The 20,925-nt window shown below is 68.4% G+C and carries 22 protein-coding genes; 4 read left to right on the top strand and 18 right to left on the bottom strand.

All coding sequences use genetic code 11. The features are described 5' to 3' along the window. Positions 1-29: 29 nt before the first annotated feature. On the bottom strand, positions 30-986 hold the full coding sequence (locus tag ACGF4F_RS04490; RefSeq protein WP_357436421.1) for a LysR family transcriptional regulator: 957 nt from the start codon (positions 984-986) through the stop codon (positions 30-32). A 122-nt stretch (positions 987-1,108) separates the two neighbouring features. Between ACGF4F_RS04490 and ACGF4F_RS04495 the strand changes: the two genes are divergently transcribed. Further along, positions 1,109-2,356, top strand: a complete 1,248-nt coding sequence (locus ACGF4F_RS04495) for an MFS transporter (protein ID WP_357436422.1) — start codon at positions 1,109-1,111, stop codon at positions 2,354-2,356. Positions 2,357-2,954: 598 nt separating this feature from the next. On the opposite strand, the gene ACGF4F_RS04500 is transcribed toward ACGF4F_RS04495, so the two are convergent. Continuing rightward, entirely contained in the window at positions 2,955-3,260 is a 306-nt protein-coding gene (locus tag ACGF4F_RS04500) for a hypothetical protein (protein ID WP_357436423.1), read from the bottom strand. A 150-nt stretch (positions 3,261-3,410) separates the two neighbouring features. On the opposite strand from ACGF4F_RS04500, the gene ACGF4F_RS04505 reads away from it, so the two are divergent. The 3 genes from ACGF4F_RS04505 to ACGF4F_RS04515 are packed head-to-tail and all read left to right on the top strand — an operon-like array spanning position 3,411 to position 6,012. Then, positions 3,411-4,355, top strand: coding sequence for an ATP-binding cassette domain-containing protein (locus ACGF4F_RS04505; protein ID WP_393074727.1), 945 nt, complete (start codon positions 3,411-3,413; stop codon positions 4,353-4,355). Beyond that, positions 4,355-5,095, top strand: a complete 741-nt coding sequence (locus tag ACGF4F_RS04510; protein WP_357436425.1) for an ABC transporter permease — start codon at positions 4,355-4,357, stop codon at positions 5,093-5,095. The genes ACGF4F_RS04505 and ACGF4F_RS04510 overlap by 1 nt, the downstream gene beginning before the upstream one ends. 56 nt (positions 5,096-5,151) lie before the next feature. After that, positions 5,152-6,012 (top strand): DUF4097 family beta strand repeat-containing protein, encoded by an 861-nt coding sequence (locus ACGF4F_RS04515; protein ID WP_393074730.1) that lies wholly within the window; start codon positions 5,152-5,154, stop codon positions 6,010-6,012. Here ACGF4F_RS04515 and ACGF4F_RS04520 read toward each other — a convergent pair. The 16 genes from ACGF4F_RS04520 to ACGF4F_RS04595 form a co-directional block, all read right to left on the bottom strand. Next, positions 5,982-9,116: a BTAD domain-containing putative transcriptional regulator gene (locus tag ACGF4F_RS04520; RefSeq protein WP_357436502.1), complete on the bottom strand. Its 3,135-nt coding sequence runs from the start codon at positions 9,114-9,116 to the stop codon at positions 5,982-5,984. The genes ACGF4F_RS04515 and ACGF4F_RS04520 overlap by 31 nt on opposite strands. Before the next feature lie 171 nt (positions 9,117-9,287). Next, complete coding sequence (locus ACGF4F_RS04525; protein ID WP_357436427.1) at positions 9,288-10,055, bottom strand: hypothetical protein; 768 nt, start codon at positions 10,053-10,055, stop codon at positions 9,288-9,290. 315 nt (positions 10,056-10,370) lie between these two features. Next, on the bottom strand, positions 10,371-10,679 hold the full coding sequence (locus ACGF4F_RS04530; protein WP_357436428.1) for a hypothetical protein: 309 nt from the start codon (positions 10,677-10,679) through the stop codon (positions 10,371-10,373). Beyond that, a complete protein-coding gene (locus ACGF4F_RS04535) occupies positions 10,663-11,112 on the bottom strand; it encodes a MerR family transcriptional regulator (protein ID WP_357436429.1) in 450 nt (149 codons plus the stop codon). Before ACGF4F_RS04535 ends, ACGF4F_RS04530 begins: the two co-directional genes overlap by 17 nt. Further along, on the bottom strand, positions 11,109-11,465 hold the full coding sequence (locus ACGF4F_RS04540; RefSeq protein ID WP_357436430.1) for a hypothetical protein: 357 nt from the start codon (positions 11,463-11,465) through the stop codon (positions 11,109-11,111). The genes ACGF4F_RS04535 and ACGF4F_RS04540 overlap by 4 nt, the downstream gene beginning before the upstream one ends. 322 nt (positions 11,466-11,787) lie before the next feature. Then, positions 11,788-12,159: a hypothetical protein gene (locus ACGF4F_RS04545; protein ID WP_357436431.1), complete on the bottom strand. Its 372-nt coding sequence runs from the start codon at positions 12,157-12,159 to the stop codon at positions 11,788-11,790. Between the two features lie 56 nt (positions 12,160-12,215). Next, the gene (locus ACGF4F_RS04550) at positions 12,216-12,557 is read right to left on the bottom strand and encodes a hypothetical protein (RefSeq protein WP_357436432.1); all 342 of its coding nucleotides are present in this window, start codon (positions 12,555-12,557) and stop codon (positions 12,216-12,218) included. A 110-nt stretch (positions 12,558-12,667) separates the two neighbouring features. Continuing rightward, a complete protein-coding gene (locus ACGF4F_RS04555; RefSeq protein ID WP_357436433.1) occupies positions 12,668-13,444 on the bottom strand; it encodes a phosphotransferase in 777 nt (258 codons plus the stop codon). Between the two features lie 188 nt (positions 13,445-13,632). After that, positions 13,633-14,232, bottom strand: a complete 600-nt coding sequence (locus tag ACGF4F_RS04560) for a class I SAM-dependent methyltransferase (protein WP_357436434.1) — start codon at positions 14,230-14,232, stop codon at positions 13,633-13,635. Between the two features lie 249 nt (positions 14,233-14,481). After that, complete coding sequence (locus tag ACGF4F_RS04565; protein WP_357436435.1) at positions 14,482-15,324, bottom strand: hypothetical protein; 843 nt, start codon at positions 15,322-15,324, stop codon at positions 14,482-14,484. 37 nt (positions 15,325-15,361) lie between these two features. Beyond that, positions 15,362-16,240: an alpha/beta hydrolase gene (locus ACGF4F_RS04570; RefSeq protein ID WP_357436436.1), complete on the bottom strand. Its 879-nt coding sequence runs from the start codon at positions 16,238-16,240 to the stop codon at positions 15,362-15,364. A gap of 193 nt (positions 16,241-16,433) precedes the next feature. Next, entirely contained in the window at positions 16,434-17,024 is a 591-nt protein-coding gene (locus tag ACGF4F_RS04575) for a DinB family protein (RefSeq protein WP_357436437.1), read from the bottom strand. Between the two features lie 107 nt (positions 17,025-17,131). Beyond that, positions 17,132-18,121 (bottom strand): BtrH N-terminal domain-containing protein, encoded by a 990-nt coding sequence (locus ACGF4F_RS04580; RefSeq protein ID WP_357436438.1) that lies wholly within the window; start codon positions 18,119-18,121, stop codon positions 17,132-17,134. Next, on the bottom strand, positions 18,108-18,974 hold the full coding sequence (locus tag ACGF4F_RS04585; RefSeq protein ID WP_357436440.1) for a MerR family transcriptional regulator: 867 nt from the start codon (positions 18,972-18,974) through the stop codon (positions 18,108-18,110). The genes ACGF4F_RS04580 and ACGF4F_RS04585 overlap by 14 nt, the downstream gene beginning before the upstream one ends. Before the next feature lie 211 nt (positions 18,975-19,185). Continuing rightward, the gene (gene pepE / locus ACGF4F_RS04590; protein WP_357436441.1) at positions 19,186-19,926 is read right to left on the bottom strand and encodes a dipeptidase PepE; all 741 of its coding nucleotides are present in this window, start codon (positions 19,924-19,926) and stop codon (positions 19,186-19,188) included. A gap of 44 nt (positions 19,927-19,970) precedes the next feature. Then, positions 19,971-20,795 carry an IclR family transcriptional regulator gene (locus ACGF4F_RS04595; protein ID WP_073838485.1) on the bottom strand — a complete coding sequence of 275 codons (825 nt, stop codon included), beginning with the start codon at positions 20,793-20,795 and terminating at the stop codon, positions 19,971-19,973. Positions 20,796-20,925 lie beyond the last annotated feature (130 nt).

Consider the following 20,925-nt stretch of genomic DNA (forward strand, 5'->3'; position numbering starts at 1 on the left):
CCCAGGCACCCGTCTGCTGGTGGCGAGGTCTACGCGCGACCGGGGCGACAACGGCGTGGTGTCGTTGCCCAGGACGGGAGCCAGACCGTCTCGGGGAGCGGTGCCAGGCTTGCGAAGTGGTTGATGATCGCCCGAAGCCCCGGGTGCGGATTCGTTCTGGGGAACATGAGGGAGAGCGGGTAGGCGAGCGTCGGGTTCACGATCGGGATGCGGCGTAGGTCGTAGTTCGTCGGCCAGATGTACCGGTCGCGCGCGCCGACGAGGGTGGCCACGTCGGCGGAGTCCGCGAGGGCGTCGAGGAGTACCTCGTTACCGAAGTTCGGGCCCGCCGCGTCGATGCGGAGGTCGAAGGCGGTGGCGAGCTGATCGTAGAACTCCGCCCATTCACTTCGAGGCACGATACCCGGCACCCAGATCCGAAGCTTGCGCAGCTGGGGTGGTGTCACTGTGCGCGCGGAGGCAAGCGGATGCCTGGGGCCGACGAGGAGTTCCAGCGGGGAGTCGAAGGCGTGGATCATCTGCACGTCGCGTGGCAGCGTGGTCGGATCGGTGACGGTGCGGAACGAGGCGTCGACATCGCCTGCCTGGACGGCGGCGGCCGCCACGTGCGGGTCGTTGACCCTGAGGGTCACCACGTCGAGGTCGGTTTCGGGATGCGACCGCCAATAGTCGTGCAGAACGACGGCCTGCGCGCTTCGCAGGCCTAGAACGTCGATCCGAAGGGCCCGCGAGCCCGGCCTGACCGCGGTGACGGCGCGATCAACACCCGCGACGATACTCCGTGCGTGTGGGAGGAATGCCTGGCCGTCGAGCGTCAGTTCGACCCCTCGGGCGGTACGGGTGAACAGGCGGACCTCCAGCTCGCGCTCCAGGGCGGCGACCCGCTTCGAGACCGCCTGCTGGGTCACGCCCAGCTCGTCGGCCGCGTGTTGCAACTGCCCGAGCTCGGCCGCTCGGACGAACGATCGTACTGCCTCGGTATCCATTGGCCCAGCTTAGGCTCGCCCAACTGATCGTTGTGGCTCGCCGAACGGCGGTTGTTTGATCCCGCCCTCGTGCAGCCGATGGGATTCAGGGATCCAAACATCGGTTGTTGCGGGGGAGTCGTGTGCGCGTGAAACTGGGGTCGAGTTTCGGCTGGCTCTGGTCGGCCTACGCGATCAGCACGTACGGCACGTGGATCGCCTTCGGAGCGTTCCCGCTCATCGCGGTTCGAGTGCTGCACTCGTCGGCATCCGCGGTCTCGCTGCTGGAGGCAGCCGGGCTTGCCGTCGCGGCGATCATTGCGGTCCCGCTCGGGCCGTGGGTCGAGCACCGGTCCAAGCGCCCAGTGATGATCGCGATGGACCTGGCTCGGTTCCTCGCGATGGCGAGTGTTCCGCTCGCGTACTTCCTCGGGGTGCTGTCCTACGGCCAGTTGTTGGTCGTCTCGGTCATCTCCGGAACCGCAACCATCGCCTTCTCCGCCGCCTCCGGCGCGTACCTGAAGTACCTTGTCCGCAGTGACCACCTCCTGACCGCGAACGGGAGATTCGAGGGCACGAGCTGGGTGGCGACCGCGGCCGGACCGCCCCTCGGCGGCGCGCTCGTCGGGCTGCTCGGCCCGGTCATCACCCTCATGGTCGACGCTCTCAGCTACCTGCTGTCCGCGCTCGGGGTCCTCCGCATCCGCGGCGGCGACGTCGCGGCACCCCGCGACCCGGCCACCGCGTTGCGCGGAGCCGACCTTCTTGGTGGCTGGCGGTTCATCCTCCACGACGGCGCACTACGGTGCCTGTTCCTCAACTCGATCCTGGTCGGCGGCCTGATCATGGCCACCGTCCCGCTCCTGGCCGTCCTGCTGCTGGGCGAATACCACTTCCCGGCCTGGCAATACGGTCTCGTCTTCGGCATCCCGGCACTCGGCGGCTTCGTGGGCGCCCGCCTCTCCGCACGCCTCGTGAAGCGTTACGGCCGGCACCGGGTCATGATCGTCTCCGGCTGGCTGCGATCGTTCTTCCCGCTCGGTCTCGCGTTCGTCCATCCCGGCATCACCGGACTCCTCACCGTGATCATCGTCGAGGGCCTGCTGATCACATGCATGGGCATCTTCAATCCGATCTACGCCAGCGAACGCCTGCAACGGACTCCCGCGGATCATGCCGCCCAAGTCCTCAGCGCATGGAGTGTCAGCAGCAAACTCGTGCAGGCCACCCTCATGGTGATCTGGGGCATCCTCGCCACACTCACCAGCCCCCTCGCCGCGATCACCATTTCCGGTGTCCTCCTGCTCGCCACCCCACTCCTGCTGCCCAACCGGGCACACTTGCGCTACCTCGAACCCGTCTTGTCGGCCGAAGACGTCCCGGCCGCCTGACTCACCGCAACGCCCCGTTCACCTCGGAAGGGCGCCGCAGGCGCATCGAGCGCGCGAGGACCTGGGTGACCTCACTCCAGATCCTGTTCGGGCGCGAGAATGCGGTCCGCCAAATCTGCGGTATCAACTGTGCCATCGGGGTCAACGCTGATGGGAGTAGCTCGACCATCAGATTGGATAAGCCAAGCAAGGACCGCCTCAGTCAGCGGGGTGCCGTCGTACCCGTCGTTCCAGTGGGCACGCCATCCACCCCCAGGTATGACGCCCACAACACGCTCTCCACGTTCCAGATGGGAGAAGTCCGGCCAGTCGGTGACGGGGCGGAGCGCACCACGTTGAGGGTCCACGACAAGCGCCACCCCAGTAGCCGGATCCCACGCCTCCACTGGTCGCATGCGTCCGCTCTCGGTCTCCGTCCCGCTGAAGATCGCCGTCCAACCAGTCGCACTGAAGCACCGCATTGATCAAGTCTCGCACCAACCGGTGGAACGATTTCGCCAGCGGTGTTGCGGGTTCTACCGCCGCCGTCACTCCGCCTTGAGTCGATAGCTGGCCAGTGCGGTGAGCGCGCCGTCCAGGGCGGCCTCAAGCGGCGGCGCTAGCGGGGAGCGCGGCGGTCTGCGACGGCGTACGAGGCGGCTGCGGTGAGTGCCGAGACGGCCAGCACGGCGGGCCAGGCACCGATGCGCCTGGCCAGCGGGTGCGACAGGCCGAACGCCCCGAGGTAGGCCGCGACCAGGCCTGCGGTCACGGCCGGGCTCGTCCGCCGGGCCCACTCGCGTCCCGCCAGCACACCGCCGGCCGCAAGGACCACGCCGCCGAGGGGACGGTTACCGGTCCGGCGGGCGAGTTGCCACCCGCCGATAAGGGAGCCCGCGGTGGTCGCTGCGGTTGGGAGGCGCATTCCACGACCGTACCCGCCGCCGACGGTGTGCGCCTGAGATCAGGCGACGAGCAGCAACGCGCCGACAGCGGCGACGAGCGGCCGATCATGTCAGCTGCCGTGTCAGGGGCGTGTCAGGTGGGTGGCAGGCCCGGCGCCGATGGTGGTCGCATGACGAGTTCAGCGATTGCGGCTTCAGGGCTGCGGAAGGCGTACAAGGACAAGATCGTTCTTGACGGCATCGACCTCGATGTTGCCGCGGGCACGATCTTCTCCCTGCTCGGCCCTAACGGGGCGGGCAAGACGACGACGGTCAACGTGCTGACCACGTTGATGAAGGCCGACGGTGGCACGGTCTTCGTTGCCGGGCATGACGTGGCGACCGAGACCAAGGCCGTCCGCGCGGCCATCGGGGTCACCGGTCAGTTCGCCGCGGTGGACGATTTCCTGACGGGCCAGGAGAACCTCCAGTTGATGGCGGATCTCAAGCGTCTGCGCTCGGGTGAGAGCAAGCGGGTGGTCGCCGACCTGCTGGAGCGGTTCGACCTGACGGAGTCGGCGCAGAAGATGGCGGCCACCTATTCCGGGGGTATGCGCCGGAAGCTGGATCTGGCGATGACCCTGGTCGGCCAGCCCAGGATCATTTTCCTCGACGAGCCGACGACGGGTTTGGATCCGCGCAGCCGTCGGACGATGTGGGACATCATCCGTCAGCTGGTGGCCGAGGGCGTCACCATCTTCCTGACCACCCAGTACCTGGAGGAAGCCGATCGGCTCGCCGACCGGATCGCGGTGCTCGATCAGGGCAAGCTGGTTGCCCAGGGCACTCCCGCCGAGCTCAAGCGCCAGATCCCCGGCAGTCATGTCCGGCTCCGGTTCGCCGGCGACCTGGAACTCGCCGCCGCGGTGCGGGTCCTGACCGACTCCGCGCGGGACGCCGAGGACGATCTGGTCCTGCGGGTTCCCAGCGATGGTGGGGCGAAATCGGTTCGCGCCCTGTTGGCACAACTCGACGCACATTCGATCGAGGTCGAGGAATTCTCGGTGCACACGCCGGACCTCGATGACGTCTTTCTTGCCCTGACCGGCCGTACTCGCGCGAAGGTGAACGCATAATGAGCAACGCGACGACCATGCTGGGTCGCAACTTCAAGCACACGCTCCGGAACCCGGTCGCGGTATTCAACGCCGTCCTGTTCCCGATCGTGATCCTGCTGATGTTCGTGTACGTGATCGGCGGCGCTTTCGACATCGGCGGCAACTACATCGACTACGCGACGCCGGGCATGGTCGTGTTGACGATCTGTTACGGGTTGAGCGCGACCGCGTTGGCCGTCAACTCCGACATGACGAAGGGGATCATCAATCGGTTCAAGGTGATGGACATCTCCCGCAGTGCCGTGCTGAGCGCTCATGTCGCCGCCAGCATGCTCCGCAGTCTGATCGCCATCGCGGCCATCATCGGAGTGGCGTACGCGGTGGGGTTCCGACCAGCGGCGAGTTTCCTCGAATGGCTCGGCGCGATCGGCCTCATCGTGCTGGTCTCTTTCGCGACCAGCTGGATCACCGTCGCCCTGGGACTGGCGGCCAAAACCCCGGAATCGGCGGGCCTGATCTCCGTACCGCTGGTCATGCTGCCGTTCCTGAGCAGTGCGATCGTGCCGGCCGGAACCATGGGCGCGGGGGTGCGGCAGTTCGCGGAGTACCAGCCCTTCACCCCGATCATTGAGGCACTGCGCGGGCTGCTGACCGGTGAACCTGCTGGCAGCAAGGTGATCATCGCCGTCGTCTGGTGCGTCGGGATCGCCCTGGTCGGATATGTGTGGTCGCTGGCCACCTTCAAGAAGCGGGCCTGACCAACCGGGGCGGGCACACCAACAGATCACGTACCAAGCAAGAGGGAGAAGCTGTCATGCCTACATTCGCCACCCCCGGGCCCATCGCCGCCACCGTGGAAGTCGCCGGTGGTCAGGTGCGGGTCACCGCGAGCGACCGCACCGACACCGCGGTGCTGGTCGAACCCATCAACGCGACGAGCCGGTCCGACGTCAAGGTGGCCGAGAAGACCAAGGTCGAATTCGCCGGCGGTCAACTGTCGGTCAAGACGACCGTCCCCGGGCACAAGAACGGGTCGGTCGCCATCACGATCGAGCTGCCCACCGGCTCCAGTTTCGCCGCCTACCTGGCGCACTCCGATGTTCATGCCGACGGCTCGTTCGGCGGGTGCGAGCTGCACGTGGCATCGGGCCGGGTCCAGGTGGCCCGCATCGACACGCTGCAGGCGAACATCGCGTCCGGTGAGGTCGCGATCGGCCACATCGCCGGGCGCGCCGACATCGAGGGCGGGGCGTTCGCGCTGCGGATCGGCGAGGTCGAGGGCGCGCTGCGGCTCTCGAACTCCGGCGGGCAGGCCTGGATCGGCCACGCCTCGGCCGACCTCGATCTCAGCAGCGCCGGCTGCGACTTCGACATCGACCGCGCCGACGGCAGCATCGCCGCCATGACAGCCAGCGGCGCCATCCGGATCGGCCGGATGACACACGGTCAGGCGAAGCTGACGAACGGCTCGGGAAACATCGAGGTCGGCATCAGCGAGGGCACCGCCGCCTACCTCGACGTCAACAGCGAGCGAGGATCGGTGCGCGACGCCGTTTCCGCGCCGGGAAACCCTGGCCCGGCGGGCACCAACGTCTCGGTCCACGCCCGCACCCGGCACGGCGACATCGTCATTCGACGCGCAGGTCAGAAGGAGAGCGTGGTCTCGACCAGCTGAGCCCAGCTCGCCTGCGTACCCTCCTGCGACACCTCGGCGAACCGTGCTTCGCCGAGGTGTCGCCGTACGTCCCGCTCGATCCTGGCCGCATCCGGGTGGGCGAGATCCGGCACTCCACGTGCGCCGACGCTGGCCGCGAGCAGTCGCGCCGCCTGCTCGTACTGGTCGTGCCGGAGTGCGAGGTCCGCGACACCGACGAGGGTCTGGGCGATCATGGGAGCGTGTCCCGCCTCGGACGCCGCCTGCCAGGCCGCCACGCGGTGGGAACGAGCCTCCCGAAGATCGTCGACCAGGTAGCCGAGCACGTCGTGGATGCCTGCGCGGATGTCCGCCGTCTCCGCCTCGTCGCCGAGCAGGGCGGTCGCGACCCCGAGTTGGTGACGTGCCGCCGCGGCGTTACCGACCCAACGCGCGAGATCGGCCTTGGCGAGTGCCAGCTCGACCAGCGCATGCGGCCAGGTAACCCCTTCGGCGCACCGCTCCGCCTCGGCGATGGCGGCCGCGCTGGCGTCCCGGTCGCCGTGCAGCCAGTACAGCAGGGCCTGTTGGGTCCGCAGCCGGATGACATCTTCGACGGCGCCGACCTCGGTGACGAGCGTGACCGCCTGTTCGTAGTGCGCACACGCACCCACGAACTCACCACGCAGGGCGAGTTGGCCCGCCAGCTCGGACAGGGCGATGGACATGCCGAACCTTTCGCCGAGCGCGCGGAACTCAGCGAGCGCAAGCTCCAGGTTGGCCTCCGCCTCCCGGCCGCCCTGGCCGAGCATGATCCGCATCTTGCCGAGCTGGAACCGGGCCAGGGCGCGTACCCAGGGGTCTTCGTTGTCCAGCACCGACTCGAACGCGGTCACCGCGGCGTCCGGCTCCTGCAGCAGGCGTTCCAGCGCGTCGACCAGTCCCAGCAGCGGGTTGCGGTGCTGGCTTTGCTGACTGAACCGGTACGCCTTGTGGATCCATTCCGCGCCCAGGTGCTCGTCGCCCCGCCCGGAGGTCACGAAGAGCACCACGATCCCGTACGCCATGGCCCGGACGTCATCGGTCACGTCGCCGGGGATGTTGGTGGCCGCGAGCATCAGCTCGAGGCCTTCGGCCCGGCGCCCGCCGAGCCACCAGTACCAGCCGGCGGCGGCCGCGAGCCGCATCGCCGCCTGTGCGTCACCGGCCGCGACCGCCGCCCGCATCGCGGCGCTGATGTTGTCGTGTTCGGCCTCGAGCGTGGCGAGCCAGGCCAACTGCTCGGCGCGGCGCAGATGTGGCTCCGCGGTCTCGGTGAGGTCGGTGAAGTAGGCGAGGTGCGCCCGGCGAGCCAGGTCCGATTCGCCCGCTTCGGCGAGCCGGTCCGCGGCGTACTCCTTGATCGTGCTGATCATCCGATAGCGCGGGGCGGCGTCGCCCTCGGTGACCACCAGCGACTTCTCGGCCAGCGACGTGAGCAACTCCAGCACCTGATCCTGCTCGACGTCATCGCCGGCGCAGACCCACTCGGCCGCGTCCAGGCTCGCCCCGCCGGAGAACACCGACAGCCGGCGCAGGACCGTCCGCTCGGCCTCGGTGAGCAACTCCCAGCTCCAGTCGACCACCGCGCGCAGCGTCTTGTGCCGCGGCAAGGCGGTACGGCTCCCGCTGGTCAGCAGGCGGAACCGGTCATCGAGCCGGTTGGCGAGCTGATCGATGGTCATGGTACGCAACCGGGCGGCAGCCAGTTCGATCGCCAGCGGCATCCCGTCCAGCGCCCGGCAGACGCGCACCATCGTCGACAAGGTGTGCTCGTCGACTCCAAGGTCCTTGCGCACCGCGCCGGCCCGGTCCCGCAGCAAACGGACGGCCGGCGAGGACACGGTCTCGGCAAGGCCGGCGTCGGTTGACACGGCCAGCGGCTCGACCAGCCACAGCGCCTCACCGGTGATGCCGAGCGGTTCCCTGCTCGTCGCCAGGATCCGCAGCCGCCGGCATTGCCCGAGCACCCGATCGGCGAACCTCGCCGCCGCCTCGATCACATGCTCACAGTTGTCCAGGATCAGCAGCGCCTCCCGCTCGCGGATCGCGGCAATGAGCCCGTCCGCCAGGTCCGCGCTCGGACCCGCGCCGAGCAGAGCATCCCGCAGCCCGAGCGCGGTGAGCGTCGCCTGCGCGACGTCACCGTCGGCGCCGATGGCGGCAAGTTCCACCAACCAGACTCCGTCCGGCAGGTCACCGATCAGCGTGCGTGCGGTTTCCGTGGCCAGCCTGGTCTTGCCCGAACCGCCCGGCCCGATCAAGGTGATCAGACGATGCTCCGCGATGAGCTCGCGGACGGCACCGACATCAGCGTCCCGGCCGACGAAACTGGTGAGCTCGGCACGCACGTTGGTCTTCCGATTCTCCTCCCGCCGCCCCAGTTCGCCCCGCAGTAACGCGACATGTAAGGCCGACAACTCCGGCGAGGGGTCGACGCCCAGCGCGTCGGACAGCGCCTCCCTCGTACGCTCGTAGGCGAGCAGGGCCTCGGAGTCGCGGCCGGCTGCCACCAGGGCCCGCATCAGCGCAGCGACCAGCGGTTCCCGCAGCGGATGCGCGGCCACCGCGTCGGTCAGTTCCGCGACCACCGCCGCTCCATGGCCCAGACTGACCTCCGCTTCGAAGCGATCCTCCATCGCCGTCAGACGCAGCCCCTCGAGCCGCGTCACCGCCGCGTCGAACGCCTCACTGTCCCCCAACCCGACATCCTGCATAGCCGCACCGCGCCACAGGGTGAGGGCTTCGCGCAACAGCCGAACTCGCTGGAGGCCCTCCTCCTGGCGAGCCCGGCCGATGAGGCGTTCGAACCGAAGGGCGTCGACCGCGTCGGGGCCCACCATCAATCGGTAGCCGCCCGTCTGCCCCTCGATCACCCCGCCGGGCAGCGCCTTCCGTAGCCGGGAAGCCAAGCGTTGCAGGGCGTTCCCCGCATCGGCGGGCGGGTTCTCACCCCAGATCCAGTCGATGAGCGTCGCCTTCGGCACGACGCGGCCAGGTTCGAGTGCCAGGGCGATCAACAGTGCGCGCAACCGGACGCCCGGCACGTCGGCCAGGATGCCCTCGTTCGTGCGAACCTCGAATGATCCAAGCATCCCGACCTGCACCCGCTGATTCTCCCACGGCGGCGTGCCCTTGCCGGAGGCGCGGCCCGTCACCGGTGACGCCTCCAGCTCCAGGCAGGACCGGTTGTTCAGGACGGCAATGCCGCCCGCTCGAGACCGCGCGGGAGCGGGTGACGGATCGGGCGGCGGAGCGGACCCGGTGCTGCGGTTCGGCTACCGCTTCACCAGGTTGCGCAGCGCGGCGAGCAGCGACCGGTCGCTGACCTCGGCGTAGATCTTCTTGTCGGGACCGACCAGGACGACGTACGGGCAAGCCTGGTCGTCGCCGCCCATGGCCTTGTCGAGCAGCTTCCGGCCGGTCGCCACCTCGTACACCCGAAGGCGGTAACTGGCCTTCAGCAGCGTCAGCGTGTCCGGCTTCGGGTCGTCGTACTTGCACCGGCGGATCGTCGCGCCGGTGTTGACCCGGTCCAGGCAGGCGACCATCTGCACGTTCTTCGGATCCTCCGACGCCCAGGTCTGTTCCACCCGCTTCGACAGGCCCTCGTCGTAGTAGTAGCCGTTGTCCTGGCGGCGGTGGTTTCCCGGGCCGTCTCCGATGAGCAGCACCACCGGGTGCGGGGCCTTGCCGGCGCGCTTGGGCGACTGGGGGTAGTAGAGGATGCCGTCGCACACGTTGTTCAGATCGGAGATCTGGGTTGCGGCGTAGTCGCTGGGCTGCGGCCCCTGCGGCACCGGCTCCGCGCTCTCGGCCGTGCGAGGGCTCGGGGCCGAGCTACCGGTCGTGGACGACCGCCGCGCCTCCGTCGCCGGCTTGGCCGCGTCGCGCTCCGTGGAGCGCAGCAGGAAGGCCCCGCCGACCAGGCCCGAGCAGGCCACCAACAGCAGTACGCTCAGCGCCACGACGGCGATGATCAGGCCGCGGTTGCGGTGGCCGGGTGGCGGCGGGTCGGCTGGCAGTTGCGCCCCGAACGGGATCATGGGCAGTCCGAACGGCTGGCCTGCCGCGGGTGGCACCTGCGGCGGTGGCGCGCCGTGGACCGGTGCCGGCTCGGGAGCCGCACCGCCCGGCAGCGGCGTCCGTGCCGTTTCCGGACCGCGCACCCAGTCCGCCGTCGATCCTGAATCAGGTCCGGCCCCCGCGTCGGACATGTGCATCCCCTTGTCGATTCAAGCGAAGGGCGAATCTATCAAGATCCCGCCAGGTGGGGCGGGTGCAGGTTGGGCGGCGAGGCGGCGAAACCGCCGATTTCGGCGAGAGCGGCGATCGTGAACAGCAGGATGAGCGGGCGACCGTCATGCGTCGGACCCCATCTTCACCACCTGGCGGTCCTTCTGGTCACCCTGTCCACAGGAGCAGCTTCCGCCAGCGCAGCCGGTGGTGTGGCGGCGTTGGCTGGCCCACCACCAGGACAGGCAGGCGAGCACGGCCAGGGCGACGGCGACGGCGGGCATGAAACGGTTGACCGCGGCCCAGCCGGCGCCACCGAGGATCCCGGCGGCGAGCAGCGCCGGCAGCACGCAGCAGGCGGCGCAGGCGGCTCCGGCGAGTGCGGCCATGCCGGAGGGGAGCAGGCGGCGCAGCCGGTTAGCAGGCGTCGGCACGGTCGGCCCTTTCGGCGAGTTGGGCAAACGGCAGGGGGCAGCAGGAGCTGCCGGCGCAGGCGACCAGGTCGTCGCAACCGGCGGAGATGGCGGCTCGGAGGGTGTCGCGGATGACGGTGAGGTCGGCCAACTTCTGTTCCACCTCGGCAAGCTTTTCTCTGGCTCGCGCCTGGAGGCCGGTATCCGGTTGGCCACTGTGCCGGTGTCGGCCGGCGTCGAGCAGGTTGGCGACCTCGGTGAGGGTGAAGCCGAGGCGTTGCGCGGTCTTGATGACCCGCAGCAGCGTGACCGTCTCCGACGGATAGAGCCGATGCCCGCCCGGCGACCGCTGTGGGGAGGCGAGCAGCCCCCGGCGCTCGTAGTAGCGCAGCGTTTGCAGGTTGACCCCGGCCGCGTCGGCGAGCTGGCCGCTGCGTAGCCGTGATTCGATCATCGGGAGCCTGCCGCTGACGCGGCACGATTGGCGAGGCCATCGAGCACGTCGGTGTGGGCCGCCGGCACCCGGACGTCCAACGTCAGGTCATCAGGGCCGGACCGGAAAATGTCAAAAGCGAAGAACGAGCAGCAAGACGACTCCCGGGCGGTGAGGTCCCGCGCCGTCTCCTCAACCTGCACGCCTCCGGTGAGCCGCAGGCGCAGATGCTGCGCCGACAGCCGGTCGGCACTCCGGACCGCATCGCGGAAGAACTGATCGAACTCAGCAAGCCGCAGCGGCCGTTCGGCCGTCGGCAGGGTGCAGGCATTCGGCACCCAGGCGTCATCGGTTGTGACGTGTCGGTCGCTCATACTCCGACGGTAAGCCTGTACCTGGGTACCAGATGCAAGCCCCAGGTCAGTGGAAGCACCCAGGCCGTTGCCAGGCCGTCGGAGGTCGGACAAGGCCAACCAACGATGACCATTGGCGACGACGGGGTGCGCCGGCGGCGTGCCAGGGTGACGGGTGAGGGCGGAGCCCACCGACCCGGGCAGCGGGATGTCCCGTGTCTTGCGGCTCTTGGGCACGTCGAGTCGGGTCGGCGCTGCACGCCCTCGCTGAAGGCCAGCACCGCTACGCCGAGTTCGGCCGTTCCTGATCGGAAGTTGGCAGGCGGCCGCCGCTCGGACGCTATTAGTGCGCTACGACCTGCCGAAGTTGATGGCCAAGGATTGCCTCGACCGGGCCGATTTCATCGGGGGTGAACGTGCATGCCGTGCGAGCCGGGCTGGCGACTGCGATCTCGAAGCGGGCAAAGCCGCTGGGCCAGTCGAACTTCAGGGTGTCCAGCGCGACTGCCGTCTCGCAGCATGGCACCGTCACGATCAGGCTGTCGAACTCGCCCTCGGTCTCCTCGATGAGGTCCCCGTACCAGGCCAGCGGGCTGTTCTGGTCGCAGCGTAGGCATGTGATCTGCTGGATGTTCTCGCCTGCGTCGACCACGGTGATCCGGTCGTAGAACTCGACCGTCACGTCCTGCTGGACGCCGCCCGGTTGGCGACGCACCGACCCCCAGCTGGCGCAGGACAGCCCCTGCCGGCTGCCGGCGAAGCTGGACGCTCCTATCGTTCGTCAAGTGGTGCCGTGGGTGACTGGCTGAGCCCGTAGAGCTTGTTGAGGTCGAGCAGGTGGTGGCCGAGTACTGATGCTGTTCGGAGGTTGAGTACGAGCACCATGAACACGTTCGGGGCCTCGGACGCGATGAGGACGTGCAGATGGATGCCGTCGGGCATCTGCCAGACGTTCGTCACCTCCTCGCGGCTGAAGTCGTGGCCCGCGAAGTGATCGTGGGGGATGGCGTCGAAGTAGGGCCAGAAGTCGAACGGAGGACGTTCATCGACGTCGACTGGTGCTGGCGGTGTCCCGTACGTGGCCTTGAACTCGTCTGCCGTCAGTAGTCGCACCGGGCCATGGTGCCGGTTCTGTCGGGCGAGGTGCGAGGTGGGTGAAGGCTTGCCGCGCGATGTAAGTTCCGCTTCAACGTCTGACCTACTGGCTGACCGACGTTTCCCGATCAGAGTGGTGTCCAAGAAGCCAGCCGTTGCTCAGCCGCGTTGAGCCGGCCGATCCATGCTTGCGCCTCGACGGACCCTTCCGCAGTGTCAGCGAAGCAGAGGAGCCCCTGTACGACGACGGCGGGTAGAACCGTCGTTAGGCGTTCGGCAGGTCCGTAGGCGGCGGTGACGGCGGCCCATTGGGAGGGGTCGACGGAGGACAGCAGGAGCCAGGCAAGGTCGATGACTCCGGGGGCGGCGGAGACGTCCTCCCAGTCGAGAAGTGCCAGCTCGCCGTTCGGGGCGGTGCGGGCGTTGCGTGCGGACGCGTCGCCGTGTACGAGGGTGAGCGGGCCTGCCGAGGCGATGTCCTGCTCGGCCTCTGGCACTCGTCCTACGAGTCGCGCAGCGAGCGTTCGTAGGTTAGCGGGTAGGTCAGGGCGTGCTGCCAGGGTCGGCATCATCCGGTCGAACAGGTCGCCGACCAGGTCGGCGGCTGCGCCTACCGGACGTAGCCACGGCCACCTCAGCGGAGCCTGCCCGGCCCAACGCTGATGCATGTGCGACAGCAGTTGGGCGTGTGCGACGGGGTCGGCTCCTGGTTGCCATGAGGAGAGGTCTTCGAGGACCAGTGTCGTGCCTACCGGGGTGATCTCGGAGTGAAAGCAGGTAGGCACTCGGACGCCCACGATCGGCGCGATCTCGCGATAGAAGCGCACCTCGGCACGGAACATGTCCAGGACCTCGGGAATCGAACCTGGCTCTGGTATGCCGCGACGCTTCACAAACCCGTGCACGGCGCTCATGTTACGAGAACTGCCCGGAACAGGCTGACCGTGCGACATGCCGGTGATTACCGCTCCAGGGCCGCCGTGAGAGGAGGAGGCCTTCGACAGCAACGGTGACAGACATCCGGCCCGGACGAGGACAGCCGCCAGCGGCCGAGCGCGGTTCATAGCCGGAGGTCTACACGACCCAGCTCACCCTACGCGATTGCCGCGATGGCGGCATGTGGCCGATGAGGGCCTTCGCTGGGCCGCTGCAGACGCTCAACTTCCGTGAAGCCGGCTCGCGCCAGTCGCTCGGAGAACTCGTCAACGGGCCAGCGATAGGCGGTTACGACCTTGTGGTCAAAGGCGGCGACCTCGTCACCTACGAAGAGACCAAGCACTAATGCCCCGGCCGGGGCCATTACTCGCCGGAACTCAGCTAGCACGCCGTCGAGATCCTCCGGCGGCAGATGGATCAACGAGCCCCAGGCCAGGATGCCGGCGATGGAGTGGTTGGCAACGGCGAGATTTTCCATCGACCCGAGCTGGTACCTACCGTTCGGGTGGGCTGCCCGCGCATGGGCGATGAACTCGGGGACCATGTCGATTCCCGTTGCGTCGACGCCAAACGAGCGGAGGTAACCGGTGATGTGGCCAGGCCCGCAGCCCAGATCGAGCACCGTGCCAGGTCGACCCGCCAGGTGTCGCGCGATAAACGCGAGGTCGTCGGCGTGTACCTGCTGGCTTGTACCGAAGAGTTCGATGTAGAGCTCTGCGACGGACGCATATGCCTGCCGGACCTGCTCCATCTTCACCCCGTGACTATATGAGCTCTCGTGCTCGGAAGGCCGACGTGGGCCAGCGCTGTCTGGAAAGGCCTCTTCCAGCCACGAGGACGGGCGGCCGGCCGCAGCCTTTCGCGTCGATGACCATGGGGTGCCGCGGAGGCCGGCCATCCACTCAGCGACCGGGGCCAGGTCGCCGGTCGGCCGCCGGTCGAAACTAGCCGATGTGCGGACTGGTTGGCTGGGGCCGAATCGTGCTTCCTCGGGTTCGTTGGGCGGTCAGCGAGGTGTCGGGCTCATCGTGGCCAGGGCCGCGATGGATGCCGTCATGTCCCTGACAAAGGCATCTCTGGTCGGAGCGGCAACGCGGTCCAGAGAGAGGTAGGGGTTGAGGTCCTCAAGCTCGACGAGTAGGAGTTCGCCGGTTCGTGTGCGACAGGCGTCGACGCGCTGGATGCCGTGGCTGATGTCGTTCCAGTCGATGAACCGTTGAGCGAACGCCAAATCGGCATCGGTCGGTTCGTAGGGCTCGAGCAGCCACCGTTGGTCGGCATGAGGCGCGTACAACGCGTACTGGAAGGTGCGGTCGACGAAGTAGAAGGAGACTTCGTACTCGAAATCGACACGTGGCTGGACCAGCAGGTTGTCGTAGGTCAGGTCCTGCAGTTGCTCGCGCTGAACGAACTGCAGACCAACGGAATCAGCGCCGAACTTCGGCTTGGCCACGTACTGGGTGGCCGGTGGCAGGCGTTCGATGTCCTGCAACCGGTCCACGGTGGGGATGACGGGGTAGCCGGCTCCGTACAGATCCAGCAGGTACTGCTTGCCGGCCATGTCGGCCTTGCCGGTCAACTCGGTAAAGACTCGCACACCCGTCTGCCTCGCACGAGCGCGGAACTCGTCGTGATGATCCTGGTAGTACAGGACGGGGCCGCTGTTGCGAACCACGACCACGTCAAAGGAGTCCATCAAGTCAACTGCATCGATCGGGTGGCACAGGGCGATGTCGAAGTGCTCCCGCAGTTGGGTGGACAAGAAGATGTCCTCGTCGCAATAGCGACGCCCGCGCGCCTCGTATGCCAGATCGGTGACGTAAAGGACGCGGGTTCTACGGGGCGGCACGGGGCTTCTCCTGTTGGTCGGGCGTGGGTCGCTGGCTTCAGTTGGCGTTGTCGAGCACGAACGCCCGCATGAGCTTGGCGCACTCGGCCGCGTGCGTCTCCAACAAGAAGTGCCCGCCGTCGTAGATGTGCGCGTCCATGCGCTCGAGGGCGCGGTGGTAGGCGAGGACTTCGTCAACGTCGAAGTACGGGTCGCGCCGTCCCCACAGCACGAGCGCCGGCGGCTGGTGAGCCCGGTGGTACTCGGCGATCTCATCGAAGCGGGCGACGTGGCTGGCGTAGTCGCTGAAGAGCGCGAACTGCGCGTCGATGTTGCCGGGTCGGCTCATGCGCTCCCAGTCGAGGTGCCACGACTCGGGAGGGTGCAGCGTACGCAGGTATTCGGGCAGCCCGGCGAGGTACTGGTCACGGGTGCCAGCGAAGTTCAACCAGTCCGGCAGCTCGGCGCGCTTGTCGTCGGTCGGGTCCGCCCAGTACTCCTTGGCGCTGTCCCACTGCTCGCCGAGGCCGTCCTCGTGCGCGTTGCCGCTCTGGACGATGAGGCCGCGGATGCGATTCGGGGCGCGGGTGGCCAGGTGGTATCCCACCGGTGCGCCGAAGTCGTGCAGGTAGACGAAGAAGCGCTCGACCCCAAGCTGGTCGAGTAGGTTCTCGATCGCCCGTGAGAGGTTCTCGAAGGTGTAGTCGTACTTGTCGACGGTTGGTGACGAGGACATGCCGAAGCCGGGAAGATCAGGCGCGACCACGTACGCGACCTCAGCCAGTGTTGGCATGACCTCCCGGAATGTGTGCGACGAGCTTGGGAACCCGTGCAGCAGCAGTACGGTCGGCCGGCCGGGGCGCCCGGCCTCGCGGAAAAACACCTCCAGACCGTTGACGTCGGCATGTCGATGGCGGACCTTCTGGATCGCCTGCATTGCGTCCTCCTCCTACGTCGGTTAGCGAGGGTCCCCGCGCAACCACCCTCAAGTGACCGAACTGGGCATGGCAGGGATTCGGTGTTCGCTTGCCGACCGCTACCCACTGTCATCCCCAACGGATCAAGCCAAGGCCCGGCCGTGCCGAAGAGGGGATGCTGAACTCACCGACTGCACCGACGGGACCGGGCGGCTATCCGAAGCGGTCAGCCAGCTTCGTCAGCTGGGTGACGTACGCCGGCCAGTCATAATCCTGAGGGATGTTGGTGTTCTCCCGCCGCAGGCCGATCGCCGTGTCGTGCTGCTCGCGCATGATGTCGGCGTGACCGGCGTGACGAGCGAGGTCGCAGGTCACGTGGACGATGATCCTTTGCAGCGTCACGGCCTGTCTACCTGGCCGCCACCACGGCACCCGCCCCGGCGCGTCGAGCGGTAGCTGTTCGATCGTCTGGTCCGCGAACACCCCGACACGGCGATACAGGTCGATCAGCCCATCCTTCGTCTCCTCCTCCCGCGCGTACCAGTCTGCCTGCGGGTCCTCCTCGAACGCCTCCATGGCGACCAGTTCCTCAGGCGTCGGGAATTCGCGCCCGAAGGTAGGCCCGAAGTAGCCGGCTTCGACATTGAGGCAGTGCTTGAGGACTCCCAGCAGGTTGTTGCCGGTCGCGGTGCGGGGCAGTCTGGCTTCACGTTCGCTCAGCCCGTCGAGCTTCCAGATTAGGTCTTCGCGAGCCGCCTGAAGGTAGTGGTGCAGCGCAGCCTTCGCATCGTCCAAGTCAGCCATGCCCGCCAGTCTTCCTTATGCGCCGAGCCATCGTGCGAGGTGCCGTCCGCAAGATCAGCGCCCGGCTGGAGGCGTCGGCATCCTCATCAGCCGCAGACCGAGCCGTATCAGTCGGTGCCAATCGCGGTCAGGATCTGCATGGCGTGGTGTTCCCTGTCGGCGAGTTCGGTGAGCATTGCCGAGGCGCGGGTCAGGTGGTCTGGGTCGGCGGTTGCTCCGGCGGCCGTGATGTGGTGGGAGACCTCGGTCCATAACGGGGCGATCTCGGCGTACAGCTGGTGACCGACGCGGAGGTTGTCGTCGTCGACGATCGTGGCGCATTCGGCGAGGAAGTCGCGGTACATGTTGCGAAACAGGGCGCCGCCGGTCCCGCCGCGTTCCATCAGCGCCGCGGCCAGCGGGAGGTCGCGGGACGGGTCGCTCGAGCGGTCGAGCCACCGCGCCACCTGTCGGGCTGCCTTGGCGATGCCGCGGTGACCGAGGTTGGCGATGGGTGGGTTGAGAAAGGCGTGTGCGTTGTTCCGGATGGCCGACCGGATGGCGTCGCCCAGATCGGGCTGGCCGGCGGGGTTGGCGATGGTGTAGGAGAGGTTGCGGGCGGTCATCGGTCCGCGTTCGGCGCGGGCCCGTTCCAGGCTCGTCAGCGTGGTCGTCACGGTGCCGCCCTGCTGGGCGGTGTCGATGAGGTAGGCGTGGGTGTCGTCGTAGCCGTACATCGCGGCGAAGTGGCCCCCGAAGTGGACTTTCGTGGTGAAGTAGTCCAGGTGGTAGCAGTCCAGTTGCAGGCCGACCGGGCGTCCGGCGGTGAGGGCGGCGGCGACGTTCTGCCAGGCCTTTCGAGGCGAGGCGGTCTCCTGGATGTGCAGCGCCAGGCCCAGCCGGTCGGCCACGGTCCGGGTGATCGCGGTCGGCTTGGTGCGGCCGCCGAGGAATGGAAAGTCCATGTTCTTGGCGTCCCAGTAGACGAAGCCCAGACCCTCGCCGAGGCCGAACAGCATGGGCTCGGACAGGTCGAGGCCCTCGTGGCGCAGCAGGGCGCCGAGCGTGGTGGTCTCGCAGTGCTGACCGGCGGGGAACGCCACATTATCGATGATCATTCGGTGTCCTGATCTGCTGGTCGGGCGGGCCGGACGGGGGTCGGACCGGCCAGGCGATCTCCGTGCGGAGCGCGGCCGTGGGTACGCCGGGCGCGGGCGGGACGAGGTAGCGCTCCTCGGCCGGGCCCGCCAGCACCCGGTCCTGCTCGGCGATCCAGCGCCCCAGGGACCGGTAGGCGGTCTCAAGGTCGTCGTAGCCACCCTCGTGGACGGTCGCGGCGAGCAGGCAGCCCGCCAGTTCCCCGGCCGCGATCGTCGCGGTCGGCCGGGGTGGGTGCCCCACCGGCACGAACACCTCCACCTCCAACTCCGCCGCGTCGAGGTCGTCGCTGAGGTAGCGGGTCCCGGCCGGACCCGTCGGGGCGATCCCCTGCGCGGCGAGGCCGGCGAACAGCCGCGCGAACCCGGGCGCCAGCGCCTCGGCCAGCCCGCTCAGTGGGGTACGCACCAGCACGCGGGCGGTGGGCTGGGCGGGGCGCCACCGTTCGTACACGTGTAGCCAGCCCGGCACGCGCCCCGGCTCGGCCAGCACGACCCCCAACTGCCCGGCGATTTCATCCAGCCGGGCCGCCCGCGCGGCCACGCGTTCCCGGTGCCGCTCGATAACGGTGCGTGCCTGCTCCGGGGTGTCGGCCGCCAGGATCTCGGCGATCTCGGGCAACGGCACCTCCAGCTCTCGTAGCCGTCGGATCAGCCCCGCCCGGGGGAACTGGTCGACGCTGTACCGGCGGTAGGCGGTACCCGGATCGACCCACGCCGGGACGAGCAGACCCAGCTGGTCGTAGTTGCGCAGCGCTCGAACGGACAGCCGGGTCGCTCGCGCGAACACTCCGATCGGCATCAACCCCGTCACCAGCGCCTCCAACAGCCTCGACTCTCTCTCTGGGAGAGGGTCAACCCCGGCGCGGCCCTGCCGCGCCGCACCTGGAGGAAATCATCGTGGAACAGGTGCGGTCGTCCGCAGGTCCCACCCGCTTGCGGACTATTGCTTCCGCCGCGTGATCAGAGACGCAGGTCCGTTCGTCATGATCGAGGACATGGCTGACCTCGTCGACTGATTGACCTCAACGGTGGATGTCGAACGCACCCACCCTCTCGACGAGCCAGGTCACATCGGCGCCGCTCGGAACCTCGACCGGCTCGGATCCTCGGCGGAAGACTCGCGCGCCCGCGGCCACGCCATCGAGCCGCATGGCACCGTCGCTCACCCGCAGCCAGGTGCCCTCGCGCATGGCGAGCACCGGGACGTCGTTCTCCTCGAGGAACTGGGTGAGCCGCTCCTCCCGGGTCTCGCCCTGGTGCGTCGAGGCCGGATCCGGGTCGAGGTAGTGGGGGTTGATCTGGAAGGGCACGAGGCCGAAGGTCTGGAACGACGGCGGCTGGACGATGGGCATGTCGTTCGTCGTGCGCAGGCTCGGCGTCGCGGCGTTGGTGCCGGCACTCGACCCGAGGTAGGGCATCCCCTCGGCGACCCGGGCACGCACGACGTCGATCAGGCCGAGCTCGTGGATCGCCTTGACGAGGCGGAAGGTGTTGCCGCCGCCGACGAAGACGGCCTCGGCACCGGCGACCAGGTCGCGCGGCGTGCCCTCGTGGGCTCCGCGGACGGTGATGCCGAGCGGTTCCATGGCACCACGGACCGTCTTGGTGTAGGCGTCGTGGTCCGCCAACGCGAACGGGACGAACACGATGGAGCGCAGGCCGTCGAGTGTCTCGAGGATCGCCTCGCACGCGTGCTCGAGGTAGGTCCGCCCGGGGGCCGTCGAGTTGGACAGGAGCAGGAGGTTCTGGTGGCCCTGGGGCATGGGTGTCTCCTCGCGGTGGTCGGTCTGGCTCAAGGGCGCGGCGCTCAGTGGGCTCGGGTCGGCTTGGTCTGCCGGGCTACGGCGGCCGAGTTCGCCCGGTTGTCGAGCAGGGCGGACAGTTGCTCCGCCGCGGCCTGCAGTGCCGGCAGGTGGTCTCGGATGTCGTCGGAACGCGCCGGATACTTGCTCTCGCCGAGACTGAGCGAGCCGACAGGCCGCCCTCTGAGCATGATGGGAACGGCGAGCGCCCGGGTGGCGTAGTCGTATTCGCCCTCGGAGTAGGCGTACCCCTGCGCGACGGCCTCGACGAAGAGCCGTTCGAGCTCATGCTCGTCGACCCTGGTCAGCTCGGTGAATGTCGCGAAGACCCGCCCCGAGATGAGGGCGCGCCGCTCGTTGCCGTCAAGGAAGGCGAAGTAGCCGCGGGAGGTGGCTCCCGCGTTGGCCGGGTACAGCTCCCCGACGAGCGGATGACTGCGCAGCGGTCCGCCGCCGTCGACGGCCGCGACGCACCGGACGTGGAGCCCGTCCGGGACGGCGAAGAGGGCCGTCCGATCGGTCTGGAAGGCGAGCGGCTCCAGCACCCGGTGCGCCAGGGCGGCCAGGCCTCCCGTGCGTTCCCAGACGGCGGCCATCCGCCACATCGTCGGGCCGAGGCTGTAGCGCCGGGACACCGGATCGGCGCTGAGGAAGCCGCGGGCGGCGAGCGCGGCGAGGATGCGCTGCGCGGTCGACTTGTCGATGGCGAAGGCCTCGGCAAGCTCCATGACGCCCCAGTCGCGGCGCCGCTCGGTGAACGACAGCAGGACCTCCAGGGCGCGGTCCACGGTCTGGAGCGGCGAGCGGGGGCGAGCGCCCGTGTCTGACATGGGTCCTCCGGGATGGGCGGGACGGGTGAGAACCTACCGCACCCGGAGCCAATCAGGGACGCCCTCTCAAATACAGAGAAAGTATTGCTCAGGGATGACGGGCAAGCGAATCCTGGGCGCCGAGACCAGG

This window comes from Micromonospora sp. NPDC047740 (assembly GCF_043204735.1).
Taxonomy (GTDB): domain Bacteria; phylum Actinomycetota; class Actinomycetes; order Mycobacteriales; family Micromonosporaceae; genus Micromonospora.